The sequence below is a fragment of the Bacillus sp. JJ1122 genome, assembly GCF_036964885.1.
Lineage (GTDB): Bacteria > Bacillota > Bacilli > Bacillales > Cytobacillaceae > Mesobacillus.
Genome location: NZ_JBALQL010000029.1, coordinates 46,540 through 70,143 on the forward strand (window position 1 = coordinate 46,540; position 23,604 = coordinate 70,143).

A 23,604-nucleotide genomic window follows, 5' to 3' on the forward strand; every position below is an offset into this window, starting at 1 on the left:
TTACCGATATATCGTATAACGATATAATAAAATAGACCTACATTCGAAGTCAACAATTTTTAAAAGGATATCCAAAACAAGATATTTTATCAGACCCTTGGCTTTCCTTTTTCAAAATATGGTACATTATATAGGTACATACGGAAGGGAGTTTTTTAAATGACAAACCATGAAGAACAAAATAACACTTTACCGCCAAAAACTTGTGAAATCGAGCGTCTGGTAACAATGGAAGATGACATTAATAAAGTATTGGAAGGCAAAAAGACGGCAACTCGCCGAAACGGAAGATACGCTGATGTTGGCGAAATCATGGAGCTGAAAGGCAAGAAGTTCGTAGTGGACAATGTATATTCACAGTCTCTTGGAGAATTGACGGATGAAGATGCGCGCCGTGAAGGCTTTGAAACAGTTGAAGACTACAAGCAGTCCATTTTAGCGTACCACCCAGGAATGCCTTGGCTTCCGCAAATGAGAGTCTGGGTACACGAGTTCAGCCCTGTTAACGAATAATAGGCATTTGTAATGGATTTACTATACCGAGTCATCATTTTTTTGCACGTATCCAGCGTGATCGCCTCAATTGGCCCTTTCTTCATTCTCATGCCAATTGTAAAAAAACTGCCCTCCGCTGAGGGAAAAGAATTGGGCGCCCACCTAGCTACATTGAAGTCGGTCGTCCGTCTTTCCATGCACTCAGGCCATGTGCTTGTGGGAACTGGAGTCCTGCTTGTCGTCCTTGGCCCATGGACTTGGAAAACACCGTGGATTGTGATGACGTTAGTTCTGCTCTTCTCATCCCTTTTCTTTCTGGCAAGGGCATTCTCGCCCACCCTTCGGAAATTCACCGAAGAAGGCGCGAACAAGTTAGAACTTTCGGCAAAACTGAAGCGGACAATATGGACCTACATCATCCTGCTGATGTCGATGCTGTGGTTTATGGTTGTGAAGCCATATTTGTGGTAAGAGTCCGGGTATTGAGCCCGGGCTTTTTTACTTGCTGTTAACAATTCTAGATGGGGGCTGGCATCTACTTTACTACGAACCTCCGAATCATCTATACAGTCCACTCAAAATATGATCTGCTAAACTCCAAAACTGGAAATTTCCAATCAAAATTTCCTATTCGCCAGATTCATAGTCATTTTCGCCAGAAAAATCACGTTTTCGCCAGATTACCACTTACTTTCGCCAGAAAAATTACGTTTTCGCCAAATTCATATACATTTTCGCCAAATTAATTAATGGGTCGTAATTTTAATGGCACAAATATAAAAAAAGAACCCTCATCATGAAGGTTCCTCCTAAAATCTGAATTAATCAGCCGCTTTTATAACAGATTCCGTATCCGAAATCACCGCAAACTCTTCATTCAGGTTCGCCATCGTCATGGCATGGATCAATTCTGCAGCAAAAACTTCGCCATTGAGCCCAACCCGATCAAACGTTGCTGTCGCATCGGAAACGAGGATTGGGTTGAAGCCATAGTTGCCGGCCATTCGTGTTGTCGTTTCTACACAGTGATTCGTCGTAAGTCCTGTTATGACAACATGCTCACTCTTAAGATCAACCAGAATTTGATGCAAATCAGTCCCGATGAACGCGCTATTGACGGATTTAGTGATCACAATATCATCTCCAAGCGGCCGGATAAAGTCCATGAACTCCACCCCTTCTTTTTCATTATAAAAGAAGGAATCCTTACTCTCCGATCTATGCTGGACGAAAATGACCGGTCGCTCCATCTCCCGCCAATGCACTATCAATTTTTCAATATTCTCTTCCGCTTGAGGATTGTTCCTGTTCCCCCAAGCCGGGTCAAAAAATGCTTTTTGCACATCAATAACAATCAGTGGATCATTCTTCGTGAAATTCATATCCATCATCCCTTCAAATGTTCATAAGGTAATTTTATTTAAATGAGGATATAATTTACATAAAGTTTCTTCGTTAATTACATACAATTTCTTTAAAATTTACTTTATTTCAGATATTTTTCCTTAAAAACTTATTTCTGTCTGCCAGCTTCTGAAACTGAGAGCTTATAATCGTAAGGATGATGATATACGGAATAATGAATAGGCCGTAACCTGTGCCGTAGTCCTGGATATCTTCTGTAAAATAAAGATTCACACCCCACAAAATATAGAGCACATAACCTGAGAGCGTAATCCAGAACGCAATCCATTTTTTCTTTAAAGCGGGCAGCAGTACTGGACTCAGAACGATGGCTCCCAGCACGAGATTTGTAATCACGTGATCCATTTCTTTTTCCCCTTATGGAATATTTTTCTTATAATAGACTAATATACAGACGAAAAAATAGATAGGAAGTTTCAAAAAATTTTAACGAGGTGGCAGTATGGACCAGGTAGATCAAAACATTCTTCATATTCTTCAGGAAAACGGCCGGATTTCGATGACTGAGCTTGGAAAGCGCGTAGGGTTGTCGGTTCCAGCGGTGAAGGAGCGTGTTAAAAGATTGGAGGAAAACGGGACGATTCTGGGATACCGGGCTGTCCTCAATCCTAAAAAAGTGAACAAGAGTGTTCTGGCTTTTATCCTGTTCGACTCTAAGCGCTGCAAGGAATTTCGCGAGTTTTGCATACTGCATCCGATGGTCGTGGAATGTCACCGTCTGGCAGGGCAATATAGCTATCTAGTTAAAATTCTCGCAGAGTCAGTGGAACATCTCGAGGAGTTCATTGATGAATCGATGGCCTATGGGCATCCATCGACCTTGATTAATCTTTCTTCTCCAGTTGAATTCAAAACTATTACATGAACAAGGCTGCCCTCCATGAAGAAGGGCAGCCCTTTTAATCTATTTAACTACTTCAATCTTTTCTTCACTGTTGGCAGGCACTGTTATTTCAACTTCCATATACTGCACTGCACCATCGGTATAATTTTGCTTAACCGAACCGGCAGACGCACGGTAGCTTCCTGCAGCCATATAAAATGGCACTGTTACGGTAATCGGCTTGTCCAGCCTGTTTGTTACAGCAGCTTCCTGACTGGTGGCTGTTCCATCATTCGCTGCACTGTAATTCGCATCAAATGACATGACCCCGCTTTTCGTATCCCCATTATGATAGACGGGGATCGAATGTCCAAGATCATCGTATTTGTAAGAGGTAATCTCGCCGTTCTTCATTTTAAATGGCCTGAATCCTACCCACGGCTTGCCTGTCAGCTCGACCGCCGTTGTTGTCGTGTACAGGATCCCATCTTTTTCAGTGACATCATCTGTATGAGTGTGACCGTGAAGGCTAAGGTTCACGTTAAACTGTTTCATGACATCGACTAGTTCCTGCGCATTCTCCCCATGCCATTGCTGGTCATATTTAATGCCAAGCTTTTCACCAAGCACTAACGTCGATAATGACTGCGGATTATGCTGCGCATCGTATTGCTTCCAGTAGCTTTGCACTTCAGGATCGCTTTGCGGCCAGATATCGCGGTCGCGCCATAAAGGATTATGATGGGAGAATAACCCTTTGATCTGCCCAGGCTGTGCTGATTCAGCATTTGCAGCCAGATCTTCTTTTACCCAGTTCAGCTGTTCATCCCTGATCTGCCCGCCCCATGTCGGCACGGACACAGTCCCATTGCCTGAGCGGTCAAACTTGTGCCAGTCGAATGAATTGTAGCCAATATAGTGGGCAAATGGTCCATAATCAAATGAGAAATACTGCGGCCCAAAGTATTGTTCCCAGTATTTCGCTCCATCCGCAAGCGTGGCATCCTGTGCATAATAATCATGGTTGCCAGGAACGATGTACACAGGAACATTCAGCTTCTGCAGTACACGGTATGTCTCTTCATACTCATAAACATATTCCTGAGGGTTCATCTGCCCATACATCAAATCGCCAGTCACAACGACAAAGTCCGGATTTGCAAGGTTTACTTCCTTAATCGTTTTTTGCAGATAAAGCCAGCGCTTCTTCTCATCCGGATCCCACATTCCAGCTTCTTTAGCCAGTGCTGGGTCTGTACCAGAAACGTTATCTGGATCTCCCAGATTTCTCGGCGAACCAACGTGGGTATCGGTCAGATGTAAAAACGTGAAATCCTTTTTAAATGTTTCTACTACTTTAACAGAATGCGGCTGCTCATCTGTGATTCGCTTGCCATTCCCTGTAAAAGAAACCTCCAGATCATATAATTTTTCCGGCACGCTGTCCGGGATTTGGACGGTTACATTATAGATAGATGAGCTTTTTTTCCAATAAGAGTCTCCTGCCTCTGCCTTTTGGACTGGCAGGTCATATTCCTTCGTCAATGAAGAATGATTTGTTTGCTTCAATTTCACATTCCAGGCACCAGCCTCTGCGCCTTTGCTGTCCACCTTAACGGTCAGCGTTTTGCCCTTTTGTTTGATGGCTGGTGTCGCGAAAAGAGGATAAATGATTTCGTTCACTTTTGGATCAAGTGCGATGTTCGGCACCGCATCAAGATAATTCGTGCTGTTTCCAATGCCGCCATCCTGTGTTCCTGCAGCATTCAACAGGCTGCTATTTGCAACGGAAGCTAACGGCAAGATCGAAAAAAACATGGAACCTATCATAAGTTTCTTCAACATATTTTTCACTGTTTGCTAACCTCCTTTTCTGCCATTATCGTAGCATGGCATTGTAAAGGGGGTTTTAAGCTAACATGACAATACAGCAAAGGATATTACAAAATTCGACGAAATGAGCCCTGTCATTTTGAAAAATCAGCATATCAGGCTCTTTTTACAAACAACCTAAACCATGATGGGCACTACACTTTTTCTATTATTTCCATAAATAAAAACCGCTGCATCATACAGCGGCTTCCCTTAACAAAAATCTTTATTGTTATTCGTTAAGACCAACTCTTTGGTCTTATCATTAAAATCTACGGTTAGACTTTTTACTTCATATTCAATCGAAGGATCAACAGCTACCCTGATTCCATTCACCACCAAAAACTCATCATCTTCTTCCGGCTCATCCAGAGCCAGTCCAATCTTAGAGCTTCTTCAGCTGATTCCCGCAAAATATAACCGAATTCCTGATACGGCCATCTCATGCAAAGCTTGCTGTAAATAGTCTCTTGCTTTGTCGGTAATTCTCATTGCCTCTTCACCTTCTTTTTGGTGAAAAATTATTTGCCCGTCTCAGCGAATGTTTTGATACGGTCGCTGATCTGGTCGCGGACGCGCTGGAATACTGCCCACTTTTCTTCTTCTGTTCCCTCCGCTTTTGCCGGGTCATCGAATCCCCAGTGCTCGCGTTTCACATGTGGAGGTGTTACTGGGCAGTGCTCATCTGCATGGCCGCAAAGTGTTACCACAAGATCAGCGTTGTTCAGGATTTCAGGATCAATCACATCAGAAGTATGGCCTGTGATATCAATGCCAACCTCATTCATAGCCTTGATCGCATTAGGGTTTAAACCATGAGCTTCAAGCCCTGCACTTTTCACATCCCACTCATCACCCAAATATTTTTTTGCCCATCCTTCCGCCATTTGGCTTCTGCAAGAATTTCCAGTACATAAGAAATAGATTGTTTTTTTAGACATCGTTGATTCGCTCCCTTTTTATATAATTAACAACCAAATATATAGACCTACCAATGTGATAAACAAAGTAGGAATGGTTAAAATGATTCCTGTTTTAAAATAAGTACCCCACGAAATTTTGACGCCTTTTAATGAAAGGACATGCAGCCATAGCAGTGTTGCCAATGAACCAATCGGTGTGATTTTCGGTCCCAAATCAGATCCGATCACATTCGCATATATCAGCGCTTCACGGACAACACCAGTTGTGTTAGTATCCGCAATTGCCAGCGCATCAATCATGACGGTCGGCATATTGTTCATGATCGAAGACAGGATTGCCGCGATGAAGCCCATGCCAATTGTTGCGACAAATAAACCCTGGTCAGCTGCTGACTGTATGACATCAGCAAGCAATTTTGTCAGCCCAGCGTTGCGAAGTCCATACACGACTACATACATTCCAATTGAGAAGAACACAATCGCCCAAGGCGCTCCTTTTACAACCTTAGATGTGTGGACTGCAGGACTTCTTCTAGCCATAATTAAGAAGAAAATCGCAACCGCAACGGCTATGAATGAAACTGGGATATTGATGAATTCACTTGTAAAGTACCCTAGGAGCAAGATCCCGAGAACCAGCCATGATAAGCGGAACATCCTCAAATCCTTAATCGCATCTGCTGGCTTTTTTAAATCCGACATCTCATAATTTTTCGGGATGCTTTTACGGAAAAATAAATACAAAACAAGGATACTTGCTGCCAACGAGAATAGGTTCGGCACAATCATTCTTGAAGCATACTCGACAAACCCAATATTAAAGTAGTCAGCGGACACAATATTCACCAGGTTGCTGACAATCAGCGGCAGTGAAGTCGTATCGGCAATGAATCCACTCGCCATGATAAAAGGAAAAACCATTTTCTCTTCAAACTTCAGGTTCCGTACCATCGCCAGGACAATCGGCGTTAAAATTAACGCAGCGCCGTCATTGGCGAACAAAGCTGCAACCCCTGCACCTAGCAATGTGACATAAATGAACATCCTCACTCCGTTTCCTTTAGCTGCCCTTGCCATATGCAAGGCCGACCATTCGAAGAAACCAATCTCATCTAAAATAAGTGAAATAATAATGAGTGCAATAAACGTCAGTGTCGCATTCCAGACGATGCCGGTTACATCGACGACGTCATGTATAGAGACAACACCAAATAATAATGCTAAAAGCGCTCCACCTGTTGCCGACCAGCCAATCCCGAGCCCCTTAGGCTGCCAGATGACAAGTGTCAGCGTCACAAGAAAAATCAGTGAAGCAATAATGGCTAATGACAAATCAAAACACCTCCGTAATCCATTCAATCGACAAGATTTGTATCTTGAGACCTTTACTCACAAGAAATCCTCTTACCCTGCCGTTCAAGTTCTGTTAATTTTTCGTCCTGGCTTGGCAGTGCATTCAGAAGCAATTGAACAAACTCGAAATGCTCAAACTGCTGGTTCAACGAATAAAAAATCCACTGCCCTCTTCTGCTTTCTTTTACCAATCCAGCATCCTTCAGCTTTCTGATATGCTGGCTGATCGCCGGCTGGCTCGCGTCAAACATCGCAACAAACTCACATACACAACAATCATGATCAGCCAGGATCCTCATCATCGTTAACCGCGTCTTATCTCCAAGCAGCTTAAGGATTGAAGCAGCCTGATCCATATCAATACCCTGTTTACTCAATTCATCTACACCCCCATGAAGCATGGGGACGTATCTACTGCTTCCATGATTCTCGGAAGCAGTAGATACGTCCCTGTGATTCTCACATCATCATATAATGATTTGCTTATATGTTCAAGCATATAAAAGGAAGTTTACAAAGTTTTAATATTTCTTCTTATCATGCTGATATCTGATATGTAGTATGAGTTTTGGGTTAACCGTTTTTTTAAAAAATGGATATTCTAAATTTTGTAAAAAGTAGTGATTGTCGTGGATTTCGTAGCGATTATTTAATAAACTGTAGTGATAATGGGAGTTTCCGTAGCGATTATCCTGGTTATCGTAGCGATTTTTAATAAAAACGTAGTGATTTTATTTGATCAGTCCCACGACCTTACTATTTAACAAAAAATAAATCAAAAATTTTTGATTTAACAGTTGCAAAATGGTTTTGCAGGAAATATAATACAGTATATCAAGTAAATTTGATTAAGGAGAGCTGACAGTGGAACAATTTATTCCTTTAACAGACCTGACCAATAACACAAATGCCGCAAAGGAACCGCCGCTTCAGAGCACCTTTGAAAATTATGAAAAAAAATTCAAAGCCCTTGCCGATCAAAAACGCCTTCATATTCTAAACCTATTATGCCAGCAAGACTCCAGCTGTGTTTGCGACTTAAGTGAAATGATCGACATGCCTCAGTCAAAGCTTTCTTATCACTTGAAGATTCTGCTAGATGCGAATCTGATTACAAAGGAAACGAGAGGAACCTGGAGCTATTATCAAGTCAACACGAAAGAAATCAATCATCTTTTATCTCCGGAGCTTTGCTGCCTTTTCAGACCTAGCTGTTGTTAGTTAGGTTTCATTTTCAAAGTATTAATCAATTTTTTTTGATCAATACATCAACATATTTTGATTAAGGAGAGGATATACATGTTTTATCAAGATTATCAGGCAATCGCAAAGATGAAAAGCCAGGAAGTAGAAAGAAAGGCAAAGCATGCGTGGAAGTTTTTCGAGCAGCCCGAAATGAAAGGAATCCCATTGCTAAATGGTCTAAGAAAACAACCAAAATGCTGCGTAACGCCAGCTAACGCTTAAACAAATCCAACAACATTTTAATCAAAAGGAAGAAGGTAAAGGAAAATGATTGAATTCTTAAAGAGCTTTTTCTGGATTGCCCTTGAATTAACCGTCCTGTTCATCGGGATCTCGTTTTTGATCAGCCTGCTGCAAGGATACATTCCATACGAAAAAATTGAAAAGAAATTAACAGGCAGCAACAAGGTGTTCGCAAGCTTTGCCGCTATCTTGTTCGCTTTTATCACACCATTCTGCTCCTGCTCAACGATCCCAGTAGTAGTCAATATGCTGAAAAAGAAAATCCCGTTTTCAATCGTCATGGTGTTCCTCTTCGCTTCTCCCGTACTGGATCCGACGATACTGACCATCATGGGCGTCGTAATGGGCTGGAAGGTTACAATTCTTTACACCGTAATCACAAGTGTCTTCTCGATCGCAATTGGCTTCACGCTCGACAAGCTTGGTTTCCAACGCTATGTAAAAAATGTGATGATGTCTGGCTATGAAGAATCCAATCAAAAATTCAATTGGCGCTTTGCCCTTCAAGAAACATGGTCTCTAATGAAAAGTGTCTATCCATACCTGCTTATTGGTGCTGCCATCGGAGCCGTCATTCATGGCCTTGTTCCAACGGAGTTCATTACAGTATGGTTCGGCCATGATGCCTGGTGGCTCATCCCGGTCGCTGCGGTCGTCGGAATTCCATTATACATCCGCTTATCAAGCATGATTCCGATTTCACAGATGCTTATTTTAAAAGGAATGGCCCTTGGCCCGGTAATGGCGATGATGATCAGTTCCGCTGGCGCAAGCCTTCCAGAAGTCATCCTGTTAAAATCGATTTTCAAGAAACAGCTCGTCCTGGCATTCATCCTATCCGTCATCACGATGTCTACAGTATCCGGATTCATCTTTTATCTCGTTTAATTAATCAAAAATCCTTGATGAAGGGAGGTGATTTTAATGGCTAATTTCATTCAAATCCTAATGGGCAGCAACAAGTCAAAGTCAGACTGCTGTAATGTCGAAATCAAAGAAGTCGAGGAAAATGAAGAGAAAAACGAAGCTTGCTGCAGCGGAGATACTAAATGCTGCTAATATTCATAAGATAATCATATAAAAAGGTGGAGCCAGCACCAAACTGACTCCACCTTGTTTTTATTCTTCCGTCTCAACAACGGGCATTCTTTCAACTTTGATTTTACGGATTCGATGGCTTTCTACTTCCTGGACTATGATTTTGAGGTTTTCATAATCGAAGGTATCACCATTTTCAGGGATGCTTTCGAGCGTCTCAAAGATCCAGCCGCCAAGATTGTGGTACGTTGTTTCAGGCATCGGCACATTGAATAATTCCGCAAAGTCATCGAGATCAAACTGAGCATCGAATTCGTATGTGTTTTCATCAATCTTCGTCATGATGTTGATTTTCTCATCATGCTCATCCCAGATTTCGCCTACCAGCTCTTCCAGGATATCCTCTAAAGTGATGAGTCCGGATGTTCCCCCAAACTCATCGACGACGATGGCCATGTGGCTCTTCGTCCTTTGAAGTTCAGGGAGCAGCGTGGCAACTTTCATCGATTTCACGACAAACATTGGCTGGCGCAAAAGCTCGCGTACATTCACTTCATTATGCTGGATCAACTCGGCAAAAAACTCGCGCTCCGATAAAAATCCAATGATGTTATCAATATTTTCTTCGTAAACCGGGATCCGCGAAAATCTCTCCGTCAAGAAGATTTCTTTGATTTCCTCGAGAGGCTGGTTCACTTCGATCGTAATCATGTCCATTCGGTGGGTTAACACTTCACCGACAAGTATTTCGTTGAATTCCAGGGATCGGTGTACTAGCTCCCGCTCATTTTTATTGATGACACCTTCTTCTTCACTGATGTCGACCATCACTTTGATTTCCTCTTCCGTGACAGATGGGGTTACCTCTCCGTCCTTCGAGAAAACCTTTGAAACAGAAGCCTTCAGCTTGCTGAACAAGAAATTGACTGGCGTAAGAATTTTAATGAGCATCAGCAAGATTCCCGAGATCTTTAAGGAATAGCTTTCTGCATTCTCCTTCGCAATCGACTTCGGCAAAATTTCTCCGAAAATCAAGATCAGGATCGTCATGCCAAAGGTACTGATGAGAAGTCCGGTGCTAGGACCGAAAATATCGGTAGCTACCTTGGCAGAAATACTCGCCGCAGCGATATTCACAATATTGTTTCCTACTAGAATCGTAGACAATGCGTCATCAAAATTCTCTGAAATATACAAAGCATTCTTGCTTCCAGATCGGCCTTCACTCACATAATTCCGAAGCCTGATTCTATTGACGCTGGAAAAAGCCGTTTCTGCCGATGAAAAGAAGGCAGATAAAAGAATTAAAACACCTAATAAAATGATTAAACCTATGGGAACTTCCAAAAAAATTCACTCTCCGAAAAAAATTTTGTCATAAATAATTTTACTGTTCTGATGAATATAAATCAAATACTCTGGCTCCTTACCACTGCATTATCTATTTACGTTTGAAACTGTAAAATGGTTTCAGATTAGAAATTTTTCATCTCATTACCTGGAAGATTTTTATATTCTTCCTTTTTAACTAATTTCTTCATAAAACTCAGGTTAGGGATGAAGCGGTAAGCAAGAAACGCTGTACCTGCACCGATTAATGCACCTGCAGCCACATCCGCTGGATAATGCACACCCGCCCAGATCCGTGAAAAACCTACTACGAATGCAAGAACCACCCAGTAATAATGAAACTTTCTTTTAAAAAGCCAGAAAGAAACAGTCATCGTAAAAAAGATGATCGTGTGGTCACTTGGAAATGAATTGTTCACACCCATGTCGATCAGCTTATTAACCTCGGAAAGCTCGGCAAACGGCTGGTTGTTTGAATGAAATGAACCTGCAATCTTTCCCAATACTTCAGCCACGATAAGCGCAATCAGCGCGGTAACAATCATCAAACGATTGACGGCTTTACGGCTGAACAAAAAAAAGACCACGGCAGCTGCCAAAACGAAAATCATGTTTTCCGCTATTAAAGTTATCAATGGGTTCAAGCCTTCAAATTGCTTGCCTAAATCATTGATCATCCTGAAGGTTTGTACATTCAGTTCTGCAAAACTCATAAAATTAATACACCCCTATAATTTGCAAATTAAATAAATTATACAACATTGGAAGATATTTCTGGCTGTAAAAATGAAATTCAGGATCTTTTAATACATGATTGTATGAAATTACCAGCAGGAATATAATGGTTAAGTGGTGTTAATAAATGTAATTTACATGTGTAAATAGGAGGATTCAAATGGGGAAAGACCGATTATTTTTCCTGGATAACTTAAAAATTTTTTTAACGATTTTGGTTGTTGTCCATCACGTTGGCCAGCCTTATGGAGGTTCCAATGGTTTTTGGTACTACATCTCAGATGATCATTTCAATTTAGGAAGGTTCTTCTCGGTGAATGCAGGATTTTTCATGAGTCTATTTTTCTTGATTTCGGCCTATTTCCTGCCTGCTTCGTTCAGGAAAAAAGGAACAAAGACTTTTTTGAAAGACCGTCTAATCCGCCTGGGTGTTCCGCTGTTATTTGGATTTCTCGTCCTCATGCCTGTATTGATGTATTTCTTCTATATTAATTTCAGACAATATGAGAATATTTCATTCTTTGATTACTTCTTCTCTATTTATTTAGGCTTTGGAGATATGCCAGATGGGTGGACCGGCCCGGTTTTCCCGGATATGCAATTTGGTCATTTATGGTTCATTGAACACCTATTAATCTATGCTCTTTTATATGCTGTATTCTATCGTCTGCTTAAAGGAAGGATTTCTTTCGGATTCCTTGAAGACTTGAATAATAGTAAACTCTTTTTACTCGCAGTGCTTGTTTCGATCATCACGTTCGCTGTTCGGATAAAATATCCAATTGACCATTGGGAGGGATTACTGGGTTTTATCCAAGTCGAATACGCTCACCTTCCGCAGTATGCGTGGTTTTTCTTTCTTGGCATCCTTGCCTTTAAATATAAATGGTGGGATAAACTGACCGGCAGAATGGGTGGCCCCTGGCTTGCAATCGGATTGGTTTTTGCAGGGGCAAGATATCTCACTAATATTATTCCGTATTCGCAAGGTGGCTTTAACTCAATCAATCTTGTTTACAGTTTCTATGAAACCTTTTTATGTTTCGGACTTGGCTTTGGGCTTATTTACCTCTTTAAAACGGCTCTGAATAAAACAAACTCTTTCCTGAAAATGCTTGCAGATAACAGCTTTGCCGTTTATATTTTTCATCTTCCAATGGCTGTGTTGATGCAATATTTATTCACATCGGCAGGTTTGGCGCCTTTCATTAAATTCATCGTGGTTTCCATTGTTACGATTATTGCTACCTTTTTGTTCAGTATATTGATCAGAAGAATTAAAGTGGTGAGAGCCATTATCTAACGACAGATGACCTCTTAAATAAAGAGGTCATTTTTTCTTCCCTTCTAAATCAAGCAAATATTGCTTCATCTCTGTCCCGCCTCTGTAGCCGGTGATGGCTCCATTCTTGCCAATCACGCGATGGCATGGGACTGTGACCAGCACTGGGTTCGCGCCGATTGCAGTTCCGACGGCTCTTACTGCTGCTGGCTTGCCAATTTTATGGGCAATGTCTGAGTACGATAAAGTTTGTCCATAGGGTATGTCCACCAATGCCTGCCAGATGGCTTCCTGAAAAGGGGTACCTTTTACATCAACAGGAATGGAAAAGGATTGGCGTTTTCCCGAGAAATATTCGTGAAGCTCTTCAATATATGGCTGCATGACTTCGACGTTTTCTTTTAGCTCAGCTGCAGGAAATCGTTTATGGATTGCACTCGCCAATTCTTCGCAGGAGTTCCCTGGTGAACCTACATAACAAAGCCCCTTTTCCGTGGCCGCAATATAAAGCTTTAAGTGAGCATGTTCAAAAACCGTCCAATAAATCTCATTTGTCATTGTTTTTCCCCACCTTTTTTACGATAAGTAGCAGGCGTACAGCCGTATTTCTTTTTAAATAAAGTTATAAAATACGGTGTGCTCTGGAACCCGACCGCTTCAGATATATCCTTGACTTTCCGCTTATCTTCCTCCAGCAGTTGGACCGCTATTTCCATTCGGAGCTTTTGGATGTACTCATTCGGCGACATGCCCTGCACCTGTTTGAACAAACGCTGAAGATGAAACGGGCTGCCATGGAAAAGCTCGGCTATTCCCTCAAGCGTAAGGTGCTTATGGTAGTTTTCATCAATCCAGGCCCTGATCTGCCCGACCCATTCCTCTGCAGGCAAAATCGCTCCGACTGGCTTGCATCTTTTGCATGGCCGGAAGCCTTCTTCCTTCGCCATATAGGCATTTTTAAAAATATTGACATTCTCCCGCTTCGGTGCCCTCGATTTGCAGGAGGGCTTGCAATAGATTCCGGTTGTTTTTACAGCATAAATAAACGAATCGTTAAAAGAAGGGTCGCACTCTACAATTGCATTCCAATACTCATCAGGAATGTGTGGCATCTTTCTCACCTCAAGAAACAGTATAAACCAAACCAAGGTGATACTGCGTTTTTATTAATGAAAAAGCAAGAAAACGAAACAAAGTAAAAAGCCCTTTTATAGACAAAAGGACTTTTTCATTGTTTCTTATAGGTATCTATTTAGCCATGCTGTCAGATGCTTGACGGCTTCAGGGTGGAGCGGCTCGCCGATTGTTTTTAGGTAGTCCTTTTTATACGTTGTTGGTGAGATTGGCGTAAGCTGTACCTTCAGGCCGTGATCCATATTTTCGACGACATGCGTTTCGTATTCACCCTGGACGAATTCCTCCACTCGCTTTAGGTTTTCCGGATTTGTCTGCCAATCCTTCGAGCCGCTGATGGCAAGAACAGGGCAGGAAACTTTCGCAAGTGCTTCTTCTATATTCAAGGCAAAATGCTCCCTGAAGTACTTTGCCGGCATTTTGATAAAGCCCATTGTTTTAACGACGTCTTTATCAGAGGTTAGCATTTTCCGATAAGTTGACTGTGCTTGCTTTTCGCCTTTTTCAAGCGTATTGAACGTTTTGATGATAAATCCCTGGAATCCCTTCTTTTGCGCGAGTTCTTTAAATGTAACTTTTCTTTGGAAATCAAGGGCCTCTCTTAAGGTTTCACCACCACCGGACAGGAGAATCAGCCCAGCTGCCGGCCTTTTTGCATTGAGTGCCGTACCGACCATGCAGCCTTCGCTATGTCCGGCAATAATTAATTGGTTCGGATCCACTTTTGGATGGTTTTCCAGCATATCAAGCGCGGCTTCTGCATCATCCAAAGAATCGGACAGTCCCGCTGTATGAAAGTCGCCTTCACTTTCGCCGACTCCTCTTTTATCATAGCGGAATGTGACAAAGCCAAGGGATGTGCACAGTTCAGCGAGATCCGCATATAAATTGAATTTGAATTTCCCCTTAGGTGTGCTGCCATCTCGATTCAGCTGCCCAGACCCTGGGAGGAAAACAATCGCTGGATAACGTTCTCTTCCTAAGTCTGGAATCAACATTGTTCCTTTAAGATTTACATCACTTTTAAACGAAATTTCTTCTTTAACCATCTGAATGTTCATTTGTATTCCCCTCATCGCTTTTATTTTGGGTGGTTAATATATTGGTAATCGTCCGTTTCTTACGGTTCGGTGCTGGCTCATTCTGGAGCAGCGGCGTGATCAGCTCGACATATTTCTTGATGAATTCACTGTATTCCTCGTCGCTGGCATATAAACTCGCCATCCTGAAGCTGACCATATCCTTCTCAAAATCATAATTCGGCTGGCGAATGTATTCCTCGAAATCCATCAATACACTGCTAAGAAACCTTATAAAATAATTCAGGTGTTCGTCCGGTCCACTTTTAAGCAGTTCTTCCCTTGAAATCAACTGGTTGTTTTGAGGAAGTGCGTACACCTTCTCGACCGTCCCGCGCACTTGATTCTCGTCCACTACCTCAATCACTTTTGCTTCCAGCAGTTTCTTTAAATGGCGATACAATGTCGCCTGCGGAACTTCAGTCAGCTGCTCCGCAATTTGCTGTACCGTCTTCCTCCTTCCGCTGGCTAACGTCTGAAGAATTTTCATTCGAACTGGATGTAAAATTAAATCTGCTTTTGTTTCCTTCATCGAAATCACCTGTTGTGTTTGAATTTGCGAATATTATCATTATCATTATCAATAATGATAATATAATTGGTTTTGAAATTAATGTCAATATGTTTGGGGAAATTTTCTGCAGAGCTGGATGATTTGGGCTCACTACCTTAAAGGGACTTGCTGAGTTTTTCTATTGGAGATCAGCTCGTTTTCCATGTATTCAGGCATATAGAACCCTTCTTTTCGGTCTGCAGGCAATTTTACTGGCAAGCAAGACCTCTCTACGTTTCCTTTTGGACATCGAGATACTTTTCCGGACACATAGAAAAACTCCCGCAAGTTTCTAACCTCTTCGGGAGTTCAACCTTTTATAAAAAGAACACAATGACTTGTGAAGCAATTGCAACGGAAATCAGTGCAAAGGGATAGGCGGCTGCATAGGCAATCGATGGATCCTCGGTATCCATCAGCTGATTCGCTGCACCAAGACCTGGAGTACTTGTCATACCGCCGCAAATCGCTCCCAGAGAATGGATCACGCTTAATTCGAGCCATTTTCTTGCAAGCAAATAACCAGCGAGCATCGGAACAATCGTTATAATCGCACCGCCGATCAACAGGCTTAAACCTTCTTGCTGGATGACCTCAACAATCCCCTGTCCAGCTGTCGTACCGGCTCCAGCCAAGAACAAGACGAGTCCAATATCACGGATGACCTGATTGGACGGCTGATAGTATCTGGCATGAATCGGACCTAGCTTGCCAAAGTGGCCAATGATCAATGCTAAAAATAGCGGCCCGCCGGCGACCCCGAAAGTAATCGTACCGAGTCCAGGTAAATGAATAGGAATCATTCCAACAAGAACACCAAGCAGCAAGATTAGGCTCAGCGAAAGAATGTGGATATTTGTGATGGTAAGCTTCTTTCGGCTGAAGAGCTTTTCGATATCATTCAAGCGGTCTTGGCTGCTCACCAATGTCAGTACGTCTCCTCGCTCCAAACGCCATTTCGGATTCTGATTGAACTCAAATCCTCCGCGCTCGATCCTTGTTACTGTCACCCCGTAAGTTCTTCTTAATTGCAGCTCTTTTATCGTCTTTCCAATCAGCTCCAATGCATCCACCGTCACTTTGCGAAGCGTGACATTGTCGTGATTTTCAGTGTTCGTCTCTACTTCTCGTCCAATATCTTTGCATAGCTTTTTCAAGTCCTTTTGCATTCCCACTGCAACGAGACGGTCTCCTTTTAGAATTACGGTATCATTAAGGGCAATGATATTCCGGTCACCGCGAATGACTCTGCTGATCACCACGGAATCATACCGATTGAACCGCAGCTCTTTTAACGTCCGTTTATTCACCGATCCATGTGTTACCTCTATGGTCATGACTTCAGGTGATTCATCATTGCGAACAGGGCCTGATTTCTTTTTTAAATCCTCTGCTAAATCCACCTTTAAGAATCTAGGTAAAAGCTGTACGAAAAGGACAACCGCCAGCACGCCGAAGGGATAGGCAATCCCATATCCGACAGAGGCCAGCGGATCACCTGTGGCTTCAAGCGCTGCTGCCAAACCTGGAGTACTCGTGAGCGCCCCGGTCATGATGCCGATGCTAAGGGCAGGCGATAAATGGAATAGTTTAGATACAACAATCGTAGTGACGGCAGCAATCACCGTAATCGCAAGGCCAATGATTCCAAAGACCATTCCGCTCGTTTTCATCATCCTGAAAAAGCGAGGACCAGCTGACAATCCGACCGCCACAATGAACATACCCAATCCTAATTGTTGAATGACAGGTGAAACCTTATAACCAAAATGGCCAAAAACAATCGCCGCAAGCAAAACCCCGGATGTGCCGAGGCTCAGTCCGCGAATTTTGATTTCTCCTATCGCTGATCCAACAAATAGAATCGTAAATAATAAGATTAAAGGTTCTTCTAACAAACCCAAAATGCCTTCCACGATGATTCCCCCAAAATTAGTTCTATATTGAATTTATAGTTTGTGAATTAATAAACATACTTCATACTTAGAATATCATGAGGGTTGTCTATTTATTAATGAAGACATTGACGAATTTATTACAATTACAAGTTGATATTGTTGATAAATACTGGTTCATGGGGACGCGGGAGCAGGGGACACGCGGGAGCATGGGGACGTATCTTATGCTTCCATAATCTTAATGGAAACGTTATCCAACTCCCAGCAACATTCCCTCTCCTGGACATTCACACTGGTCACGGCCTCTCAAATGTCGTTAATCAGCCATTTTGAAAGATCTCTGTTTTGCCAGGCTTTCTAAAAACTCCATAATTCAGCCATAAAAAAGCTCCTCTTATCCAATAAGAGGAGCTTAACTACATCACTCAATCGAACTAACATATTCAGCAATTTTTGCGATTTCGCCTTTTGTTAAACCTGAGACTTCTTCAGTTTTATGGCGGCGGATGGCTTCCTCAAGTGTTTTCGCGCTGCCATCATGGAAATATGGAGCAGTTGCCCACACTCCTCTTAATGTTGGCGTATCGAAGGACTTATTGTCCCTCGGGTTTTTCATGGCCGCCCTTGCATCCCCGGCAGACTCTGCATCCTTTGGATTTGAAGTCCCGATATCGTGGAGAAAATCCTTGTTATCGGTTGTTAGCTTTCCACCAGAATCCACAGCACTCACGCTATCAGTGAAGTTTTCGCCGCCATGGCAGGTGATGCAGCCGCCCTTGCCCTCGAATAGCTTCTTGCCCTCTAAGGATGCCTCGGATAGCTCTCCATCCTTTGAACGATAAGGACTTTTCGGAGGAGGAAAGGATTCTGGATTATCAAGATAAGCAAACATCGCTTCATACATATGCTTCACATCCTCAGGGAGCGGTTCACCGGGATTGTAATCCATCATCCCGCCCATTTCACCCTGTACCGTCAGGAGGTAATCCTCAAAATCGTCTCGGCTGCCATCCCACAAGAATAATCCATTTTCCGTTGTCCTTACATTGCTCGGTACATTCCTTGGCCCTTTTGGCGTTGTCAGCGTCTGGCCATTCATATCTCCATCCGCATGGCAGGATGCACAGCTCATCCAGTTGTTCCCGGTAATATTCGTTGCATATTCGTCACTGTTGGCACTGTAAAAAATCGTCTTCCCTTCTCGTTCGAGCGGGTCCATTGGGTCCTTTGAGACAAGTGCAATGTTTTCACCTGCTGCTTTTACCCGGGAATATGAACTTTCACCGCCAGCATTCAATACAGCGAGGTCATGACTCATCGCATTGTGGACATACAGGCTTTTGCTGTCAGGGGATATGACCGCCCCTCGAGGATTGTTCCCCGCAATTCTCCTGACAATCTGGGTCGCGTTACCTCCGCGCTTCAGATCAAAAACAACTAAATCCTCGCTTCCGGACATGACCGCATACGCTTTGCTGCCATCCGGCTTAAAAACAACGTCATAAGGATTGGAAACAATCATCGTCTTATTCTGGTTATCAGATACATTGATTTCTTCGAACAGATCTTTCCGTTCTTCTACGATTTCCTCATCTTTTTCAAGATCAAGGACCGAGATTGCCGGGAAAATGGTTTCCTCGAAATGAATCGGTGTATCGACATTCGTTAACAGGTGCGGAACCCATGCCTTTTTTCCATCAGGGCTTATGACCAATTGTTCAAGCGTATTCGGAATTCCCTGGCTTTTTTTCTGATCCTTTTTGTCAGGAGAATCTGCCAGCTGTATCTCTTTTACTACCTCATTTTTCGACGTGTCAATGACAGATATCGCACCACTTAAATAGTGAGGCACATATAATTTATCGCCCTTTGCCGTAATAGCAAGCGTCCGCGGGCGGTCGCCCACTTCAATTTCCTTTACTTGCTTCTTGTTCTCCAGGTCAAAAACAGAAACGGTCCCCGAACGATAATTGGCAGTGTATAGTGTTCTGCCATCCTGGCTTGTCACGACCCCAAATGGTTCAATGCCCGCAGGAATGGAATCGACAACCTTCTTTTCCTTAATGGAAACAATATCAATCTTGTTATCTAGCATACACGCGACATACAGATATTTTTCATCCGGACTTAATGTCATCTGCCTAGGCTCTTTCCCAACCTTAACTTCCGCTAAAACCTTTCCCTTTTCAGGATCCATGAATGAGACAGTATGGATGTCGATATTGGCTGTATATACTTCAGATCCATCCTTTTTCATAAGAATGTTATTGCTGTTCACCGCATAGTCACGGGTGCTGTCAAACTCCATAGCAACGCCCGCCTTTTCTGTGCAGCCTGCAATAAATACAGTTGTAATGGTCAATAAAAGGAATAGAATCAGCTTCTTCATTGGAAACGCCTCTTTATGAATGATTTCTTTTTCATGTCATGTGTAAAAGATTTAATGCTTCTTTGTGATTTCAACAGGCAGAAGAACAGGTGCAATTCCATACTTACCATGTCCAGCCTGGATTTGCGGTACATGATCGTTATCCGTGTTTTCTGATTTGCCTTTTATTAAGTAGAAATCGCCTGTATCCCAGAATTCACTTGCCTGCATGCCTTCTTCAAGAGATGGACCATCGATGACACGGTCAAAGAAATCCGTGTACTTTTCAACAATCGCATCAACTTCCAAAGGAGCTGGCTGCTCTTTGTCGCTATCATTGTTGCTTAAATTATTGATCGCCACCCGGAAGACAGCAGCCACTCCGCCCGCAGTATAAGCATCATACTTCATTTCGTCCTTGCCAGTTTTATAGGATTTCAGCTCATCATCCCACAGGTTCTCATCCATGGCGACAAAAATTTCACGAGCTGCTTCACGGTACTTATCATCGAAAGTTGCGAGGTAAGCTGCTGTCAGACCACGAATCGCACCTAATTGTGCCTGTAAGGAAACTTCTTGGTCAGCTCCTGTTCCGATTGTATAACCCTTTGCTGCCAGGCCGTTATCCATGATCAATTCATTTATGATGAAGTCGGCTTGAGCCTTGATCAGCTCTTTTGCACGTTCGCCTTCATTTGTCTTTAAACCTTCTGCTGCATCTCCGCTTGCATAACCAACAGGCAATCCATCAATTGCCCTCTGGAAAATCCGAAGTGACTCGACTGTGTAGCCAGACTGGAACGTGTCAACATAGTTCCCTTGTTTCGTTCCATCATTTTCAGTGACGAATGCTCCCGCTTCTTTATTGAAATGCATGGCATCAATGTTTTTAAAAACGTGTAAAAGAACATCTTTATTGACTGTATACGGATCGGTCGAAGCAACATCATTTGCCGTATCACTATCCAGATTTTCTTTTGGCGCAGATGGGTATGGATTGCTGTCAAACAATGCATGGAACGATGGTGCCACATTTTTATTCTCTGGGCGCTGGTCCGTCATTCCGTAAAACTCTGATGCCGGCCATAGCATGAGCCACTGGTCATTAAGCAGGCTCCGGCTGTCTGATAGTTTCATAGACTTAGCGTTCGGAATCAGCTCATTTCCATCTTCTTCAACTTCGATTTTATGAGGAAGGTAAACAAATCCCTTAGATGGATCGTACTGGCTTCCGATTCCTGCTGGCGCCAGCTCCTTACCATTGTAAAATAATCCATTCTTGATGTAGTTCAGTTTGTTCCAAATGCCTTCCACAAGGAACATTCCCTGCATGCCATCTGGTGAGCTAACTCCAAGCCTGATATTTTCATCCTGGTCATCATTCGGTGTTTCACCTTCTAACTCTTCATCCTTGTCGACCGTGTGATAACCGCCAAGGAAGTCACCAGCCCAAAGCGCCTGCTTTAAGAAGGTTCCGCCATATGCAGCCGGATTCAAGACTTTATCCATTTTCTCGCGGTCCCAGCGAAGAGACTTGAAGTTTACTTGATAGTTAGGGACATATGTATCTCCATCACCTGAAGCATACTCTTCTGTATCCACTTTTTTAATGTAATGCGGATCTCCATTTGAATATTCGATCAAAGTCGGGAACATATTCGAGAAGATTTCCTCTTGTGGGTAACCTACGGCATCCGCAAGCTCATAATATCTCTCTGCAAGCATTTCTGGTGCTTCTTTCCCTTTTTGCTTAGCCATTTCACCTACAACCGGTCCGTTAATCAAATGAAGACCCAGTCCTGATTTTTCAACTACTTCATACATTGCTTCCTCAGAGTATTCGTATGCCTCAATTCCAGCGGTATAATCGAATTTTGCTGGCTGATCGACTTTCTTTGAATCGAGAATATCAAGATCGACTCCAAGTCCTTCTAACAGCGGCTCACCTGCTAATTCAAATTCCGCATATGCCAACATGTTTCCAGCTGTATCAAAATTATAGTCAGTAACAGAAACTGAATATGGCTTTTCTGCCACATGTGTCTTTTTCGGAGAATCTTCTTTTTTCACACTTTCTTCTGTACATCCTCCGGCAAAAAGCAAACTGCCTGCCATCGAGATGGATGCCGCTCTTTTCCATGCTCTATTTCTCATTTCAACCGTCCTCGCTGTAATTGATAATGATTTTCATTATTATTGATAACGATTATCATTATACATTATGTTATCTTTCTGAACAACAGGATTTTAAAGTTAGGCCATTTTCCACTTTGAGTTATTCTTGCACTCCCTCTCATAACAACTCGCCGGGCTTTTTTCTCTTCTAGTTGTTCTCGGACCTTCTCTCATAACAACTCGTTGGCCATTTTTCTCTTCGAGTTGTTCTCGGACCTTCTCTCATAACAACTCGCCGGGCTTTTTTCTCTTCGAGTTGTTCTCGGATCTCTTCTCATAACAACTCGTTGCGTTTTTTCCTCTTCTAGTTGTTCTCGGACCTCTCCTCATAAAAAAATAACCCTGGCATTAAACCAGGGTTTCGCGGGTTATTTCCTTACTATTGAACTCCTTCATATTAAAGGCGAATACTCTAGGCGAATTCCTTGTGTTTTTAACTTTAATCCGACCTTACTTCAGCTGACTTCCATGATTGGTCGAGCAGTTTTTTACGCCTATGCTCAAGCTGATGAATGTGGTCAAGTTCCTCAAGAAGATCATGAATGGATAAAAATTCATAATAAATGACATTTGCATAAGAGAAACGGTGGGCGCTTTCATCCCTTGCTTCGACTTCTTTTTTAAACAGTTTCAATAAGTCACCAGAGAGCGCTTCATGATGGTCATCGATTTTGAAATCCGGATGATGCAGCGTCGATTTTATGGATTCACTCATTCTTGTGATCACGATTGTTTTTTCCTTTTCAAGATGGATAGAAGGAATCGCTAATAGATTCCCTACATGATAATGGATTTGCCTTAATAAAGTCAGCTTCTTGTATTCATAATGGAAATCCCTCATATCCTTCCTGCTGAATGCATGCAGCTTCCATTCCTGCTTCTGGTAACGGCATAGGGTTTCAATTCCCTCGACATTTTTTAAAATCCTCCGAAAATCAGATTTGGTTGCCGGATGGAGAGGCTGATGCTTGGCGATTTCCTCCCCGCGGACTTCAATGAGATTGCCGGTCTCCGAAATCAACTGCTGAATCTTAGACTGAATTGTATTTGAGTAATCAGGCCTAATCACAAGCAGGTTGACTAGTGTCGAGACGGTCAGTCCGGTTAATGTCGTTCCAAGACGGATAAAAAAGGATGACAAATAGTGGTCATTAACCGTCGAAACCATCGCCACTCCTGTCAGGACTGCCACCAATGCTCCATCCTCCAAATGCAGCCTGTGGCAGGCAATGATCGTTGCGACTGCTACCAGCATGTAAGTAATCGGACTGTGCCCGAACGCAAAATTGAACACGACGGAAAAAGCTGCACCAATTGCGGAAGCTGGAAATCTTACATATGCTTTTTTTATAGAATCAGCCGCCGTCGGCTCAACCGTAACGATTGCTGTAATAACCGCAAACATCGGCGGCCAATCGAGCAGCTCACAAATGAGCGCAGTCAGGAAAACGGCAATCCCCGTTTTCAAAACCCTGCCACCAACAAAATTCATTTTTTTTAGTAAAGCCATTAGACATTCCTCATTTTAAAATCCTTTTCAAAGATTCATTATAACCTAAAGAAGAAATGTCCCAAAAAGAAAAAAACTCCTCTTTCCAATAAGAGGAGTCCAA

General features: G+C 42.6%; 24 protein-coding genes. 8 read left to right on the forward strand and 16 right to left on the reverse strand.

The genetic code is table 11. The features are described 5' to 3' along the window. Positions 1 to 159: 159 nt before the first annotated feature. Together V7201_RS17240 and V7201_RS17245 are read left to right on the forward strand one after the other, a co-directional pair. A complete protein-coding gene (locus tag V7201_RS17240; protein ID WP_335377993.1) occupies positions 160 to 513 on the forward strand; it encodes an ASCH domain-containing protein in 354 nt (117 codons plus the stop codon). Between the two features lie 12 nt (positions 514 to 525). Continuing rightward, entirely contained in the window at positions 526 to 966 is a 441-nt protein-coding gene (locus V7201_RS17245; protein WP_335377994.1) for a hypothetical protein, read from the forward strand. Between the two features lie 350 nt (positions 967 to 1,316). Here V7201_RS17245 and V7201_RS17250 read toward each other — a convergent pair whose 3' ends face one another. After that, positions 1,317 to 1,877 (reverse strand): cysteine hydrolase family protein, encoded by a 561-nt coding sequence (locus V7201_RS17250; protein ID WP_335377995.1) that lies wholly within the window; start codon positions 1,875 to 1,877, stop codon positions 1,317 to 1,319. 109 nt (positions 1,878 to 1,986) lie between these two features. Continuing rightward, positions 1,987 to 2,265: a hypothetical protein gene (locus tag V7201_RS17255; protein ID WP_335377996.1), complete on the reverse strand. Its 279-nt coding sequence runs from the start codon at positions 2,263 to 2,265 to the stop codon at positions 1,987 to 1,989. Positions 2,266 to 2,362: 97 nt separating this feature from the next. Here V7201_RS17255 and V7201_RS17260 point away from each other — a divergent pair, with 97 nt between their 5' ends. Continuing rightward, positions 2,363 to 2,785 (forward strand): Lrp/AsnC family transcriptional regulator, encoded by a 423-nt coding sequence (locus V7201_RS17260; protein WP_335377997.1) that lies wholly within the window; start codon positions 2,363 to 2,365, stop codon positions 2,783 to 2,785. A 39-nt stretch (positions 2,786 to 2,824) separates the two neighbouring features. Here the strand turns inward: V7201_RS17260 and V7201_RS17265 are convergent, their stop codons facing one another. The 4 genes from V7201_RS17265 to V7201_RS17280 form a co-directional block, all read right to left on the reverse strand. After that, positions 2,825 to 4,588 (reverse strand): metallophosphoesterase family protein, encoded by a 1,764-nt coding sequence (locus V7201_RS17265; protein ID WP_335378166.1) that lies wholly within the window; start codon positions 4,586 to 4,588, stop codon positions 2,825 to 2,827. A gap of 548 nt (positions 4,589 to 5,136) precedes the next feature. Further along, the gene (gene arsC / locus V7201_RS17270) at positions 5,137 to 5,556 is read right to left on the reverse strand and encodes an arsenate reductase (thioredoxin) (RefSeq protein WP_335377998.1); all 420 of its coding nucleotides are present in this window, start codon (positions 5,554 to 5,556) and stop codon (positions 5,137 to 5,139) included. 18 nt (positions 5,557 to 5,574) lie between these two features. Next, positions 5,575 to 6,870: an arsenic transporter gene (locus tag V7201_RS17275; protein ID WP_335377999.1), complete on the reverse strand. Its 1,296-nt coding sequence runs from the start codon at positions 6,868 to 6,870 to the stop codon at positions 5,575 to 5,577. A 53-nt stretch (positions 6,871 to 6,923) separates the two neighbouring features. Beyond that, positions 6,924 to 7,247, reverse strand: coding sequence for an ArsR/SmtB family transcription factor (locus tag V7201_RS17280; protein ID WP_438825075.1), 324 nt, complete (start codon positions 7,245 to 7,247; stop codon positions 6,924 to 6,926). Positions 7,248 to 7,782: 535 nt separating this feature from the next. Between V7201_RS17280 and V7201_RS17285 the strand changes: the two genes are divergently transcribed. The 4 genes from V7201_RS17285 to V7201_RS17300 all read left to right on the forward strand — a co-directional run bounded on the left by V7201_RS17285 (position 7,783) and on the right by V7201_RS17300 (position 9,438). Then, positions 7,783 to 8,112, forward strand: a complete 330-nt coding sequence (locus V7201_RS17285) for an ArsR/SmtB family transcription factor (RefSeq protein ID WP_335378167.1) — start codon at positions 7,783 to 7,785, stop codon at positions 8,110 to 8,112. Positions 8,113 to 8,190: 78 nt separating this feature from the next. Further along, positions 8,191 to 8,358: a hypothetical protein gene (locus tag V7201_RS17290; protein ID WP_335378001.1), complete on the forward strand. Its 168-nt coding sequence runs from the start codon at positions 8,191 to 8,193 to the stop codon at positions 8,356 to 8,358. 45 nt (positions 8,359 to 8,403) lie between these two features. Beyond that, positions 8,404 to 9,267, forward strand: coding sequence for a permease (locus tag V7201_RS17295; protein ID WP_335378002.1), 864 nt, complete (start codon positions 8,404 to 8,406; stop codon positions 9,265 to 9,267). Positions 9,268 to 9,303: 36 nt separating this feature from the next. Next, entirely contained in the window at positions 9,304 to 9,438 is a 135-nt protein-coding gene (locus V7201_RS17300) for a hypothetical protein (RefSeq protein ID WP_335378003.1), read from the forward strand. A 60-nt stretch (positions 9,439 to 9,498) separates the two neighbouring features. On the opposite strand, the gene V7201_RS17305 is transcribed toward V7201_RS17300, so the two are convergent. Then, positions 9,499 to 10,764: a hemolysin family protein gene (locus tag V7201_RS17305; RefSeq protein WP_335378004.1), complete on the reverse strand. Its 1,266-nt coding sequence runs from the start codon at positions 10,762 to 10,764 to the stop codon at positions 9,499 to 9,501. 128 nt (positions 10,765 to 10,892) lie between these two features. After that, positions 10,893 to 11,480 carry an undecaprenyl-diphosphatase gene (locus V7201_RS17310; RefSeq protein ID WP_335378005.1) on the reverse strand — a complete coding sequence of 196 codons (588 nt, stop codon included), beginning with the start codon at positions 11,478 to 11,480 and terminating at the stop codon, positions 10,893 to 10,895. Between the two features lie 182 nt (positions 11,481 to 11,662). Here V7201_RS17310 and V7201_RS17315 point away from each other — a divergent pair, with 182 nt between their 5' ends. After that, positions 11,663 to 12,805: an acyltransferase family protein gene (locus tag V7201_RS17315; protein WP_335378006.1), complete on the forward strand. Its 1,143-nt coding sequence runs from the start codon at positions 11,663 to 11,665 to the stop codon at positions 12,803 to 12,805. 27 nt (positions 12,806 to 12,832) lie between these two features. Here V7201_RS17315 and V7201_RS17320 read toward each other — a convergent pair whose 3' ends face one another. From V7201_RS17320 to V7201_RS17355, 8 genes are all read right to left on the reverse strand, one after another. Next, positions 12,833 to 13,342: a methylated-DNA--[protein]-cysteine S-methyltransferase gene (locus V7201_RS17320; protein ID WP_335378007.1), complete on the reverse strand. Its 510-nt coding sequence runs from the start codon at positions 13,340 to 13,342 to the stop codon at positions 12,833 to 12,835. Continuing rightward, a complete protein-coding gene (locus V7201_RS17325; protein WP_335378008.1) occupies positions 13,339 to 13,896 on the reverse strand; it encodes a bifunctional transcriptional activator/DNA repair enzyme AdaA in 558 nt (185 codons plus the stop codon). Before V7201_RS17325 ends, V7201_RS17320 begins: the two co-directional genes overlap by 4 nt. A gap of 126 nt (positions 13,897 to 14,022) precedes the next feature. Continuing rightward, a complete protein-coding gene (locus V7201_RS17330) occupies positions 14,023 to 14,979 on the reverse strand; it encodes an alpha/beta hydrolase (protein ID WP_335378009.1) in 957 nt (318 codons plus the stop codon). Then, complete coding sequence (locus tag V7201_RS17335; RefSeq protein WP_335378010.1) at positions 14,960 to 15,529, reverse strand: helix-turn-helix domain-containing protein; 570 nt, start codon at positions 15,527 to 15,529, stop codon at positions 14,960 to 14,962. Before V7201_RS17335 ends, V7201_RS17330 begins: the two co-directional genes overlap by 20 nt. A 338-nt stretch (positions 15,530 to 15,867) precedes the next feature. Continuing rightward, positions 15,868 to 17,466 carry an aspartate:alanine exchanger family transporter gene (locus tag V7201_RS17340; protein ID WP_335378011.1) on the reverse strand — a complete coding sequence of 533 codons (1,599 nt, stop codon included), beginning with the start codon at positions 17,464 to 17,466 and terminating at the stop codon, positions 15,868 to 15,870. Between the two features lie 403 nt (positions 17,467 to 17,869). Beyond that, a complete protein-coding gene (locus V7201_RS17345) occupies positions 17,870 to 19,837 on the reverse strand; it encodes a beta-propeller fold lactonase family protein (RefSeq protein ID WP_438825070.1) in 1,968 nt (655 codons plus the stop codon). 51 nt (positions 19,838 to 19,888) lie between these two features. Next, positions 19,889 to 21,970, reverse strand: a complete 2,082-nt coding sequence (locus tag V7201_RS17350; RefSeq protein ID WP_335378012.1) for a hypothetical protein — start codon at positions 21,968 to 21,970, stop codon at positions 19,889 to 19,891. 460 nt (positions 21,971 to 22,430) lie between these two features. Further along, positions 22,431 to 23,501, reverse strand: a complete 1,071-nt coding sequence (locus V7201_RS17355) for an aromatic acid exporter family protein (protein WP_335378013.1) — start codon at positions 23,499 to 23,501, stop codon at positions 22,431 to 22,433. Positions 23,502 to 23,604 lie beyond the last annotated feature (103 nt).

What these genes read in the sequence shown, in the direction of transcription:
- V7201_RS17260 (WP_335377997.1), top strand. Translation starts at nt 2,363, where the DNA reads ATGGACCAGGTAGATCAAAACATTCTTCATATTCTTCAGGAAAACGGC.
- V7201_RS17310 (WP_335378005.1), bottom strand. Translation starts at nt 11,480, where the DNA reads ATGAGTTTTGCAGAACTGAATGTACAAACCTTCAGGATGATCAATGAT.
- V7201_RS17315 (WP_335378006.1), top strand. Translation starts at nt 11,663, where the DNA reads ATGGGGAAAGACCGATTATTTTTCCTGGATAACTTAAAAATTTTTTTA.
- V7201_RS17350 (WP_335378012.1), bottom strand. Translation starts at nt 21,970, where the DNA reads ATGAGAAATAGAGCATGGAAAAGAGCGGCATCCATCTCGATGGCAGGC.
- V7201_RS17290 (WP_335378001.1), top strand. Translation starts at nt 8,191, where the DNA reads ATGTTTTATCAAGATTATCAGGCAATCGCAAAGATGAAAAGCCAGGAA.
- V7201_RS17300 (WP_335378003.1), top strand. Translation starts at nt 9,304, where the DNA reads ATGGCTAATTTCATTCAAATCCTAATGGGCAGCAACAAGTCAAAGTCA.
- V7201_RS17265 (WP_335378166.1), bottom strand. Translation starts at nt 4,588, where the DNA reads ATGTTGAAGAAACTTATGATAGGTTCCATGTTTTTTTCGATCTTGCCG.
- V7201_RS17335 (WP_335378010.1), bottom strand. Translation starts at nt 15,529, where the DNA reads ATGAAGGAAACAAAAGCAGATTTAATTTTACATCCAGTTCGAATGAAA.
- V7201_RS17355 (WP_335378013.1), bottom strand. Translation starts at nt 23,501, where the DNA reads ATGGCTTTACTAAAAAAAATGAATTTTGTTGGTGGCAGGGTTTTGAAA.
- arsC (WP_335377998.1), bottom strand. Translation starts at nt 5,556, where the DNA reads ATGTCTAAAAAAACAATCTATTTCTTATGTACTGGAAATTCTTGCAGA.
- V7201_RS17250 (WP_335377995.1), bottom strand. Translation starts at nt 1,877, where the DNA reads ATGAATTTCACGAAGAATGATCCACTGATTGTTATTGATGTGCAAAAA.
- V7201_RS17320 (WP_335378007.1), bottom strand. Translation starts at nt 13,342, where the DNA reads ATGACAAATGAGATTTATTGGACGGTTTTTGAACATGCTCACTTAAAG.
- V7201_RS17330 (WP_335378009.1), bottom strand. Translation starts at nt 14,979, where the DNA reads ATGAACATTCAGATGGTTAAAGAAGAAATTTCGTTTAAAAGTGATGTA.
- V7201_RS17345 (WP_438825070.1), bottom strand. Translation starts at nt 19,837, where the DNA reads ATGAAGAAGCTGATTCTATTCCTTTTATTGACCATTACAACTGTATTT.
- V7201_RS17240 (WP_335377993.1), top strand. Translation starts at nt 160, where the DNA reads ATGACAAACCATGAAGAACAAAATAACACTTTACCGCCAAAAACTTGT.
- V7201_RS17325 (WP_335378008.1), bottom strand. Translation starts at nt 13,896, where the DNA reads ATGCCACACATTCCTGATGAGTATTGGAATGCAATTGTAGAGTGCGAC.
- V7201_RS17245 (WP_335377994.1), top strand. Translation starts at nt 526, where the DNA reads ATGGATTTACTATACCGAGTCATCATTTTTTTGCACGTATCCAGCGTG.
- V7201_RS17280 (WP_438825075.1), bottom strand. Translation starts at nt 7,247, where the DNA reads ATGGATCAGGCTGCTTCAATCCTTAAGCTGCTTGGAGATAAGACGCGG.
- V7201_RS17255 (WP_335377996.1), bottom strand. Translation starts at nt 2,265, where the DNA reads ATGGATCACGTGATTACAAATCTCGTGCTGGGAGCCATCGTTCTGAGT.
- V7201_RS17295 (WP_335378002.1), top strand. Translation starts at nt 8,404, where the DNA reads ATGATTGAATTCTTAAAGAGCTTTTTCTGGATTGCCCTTGAATTAACC.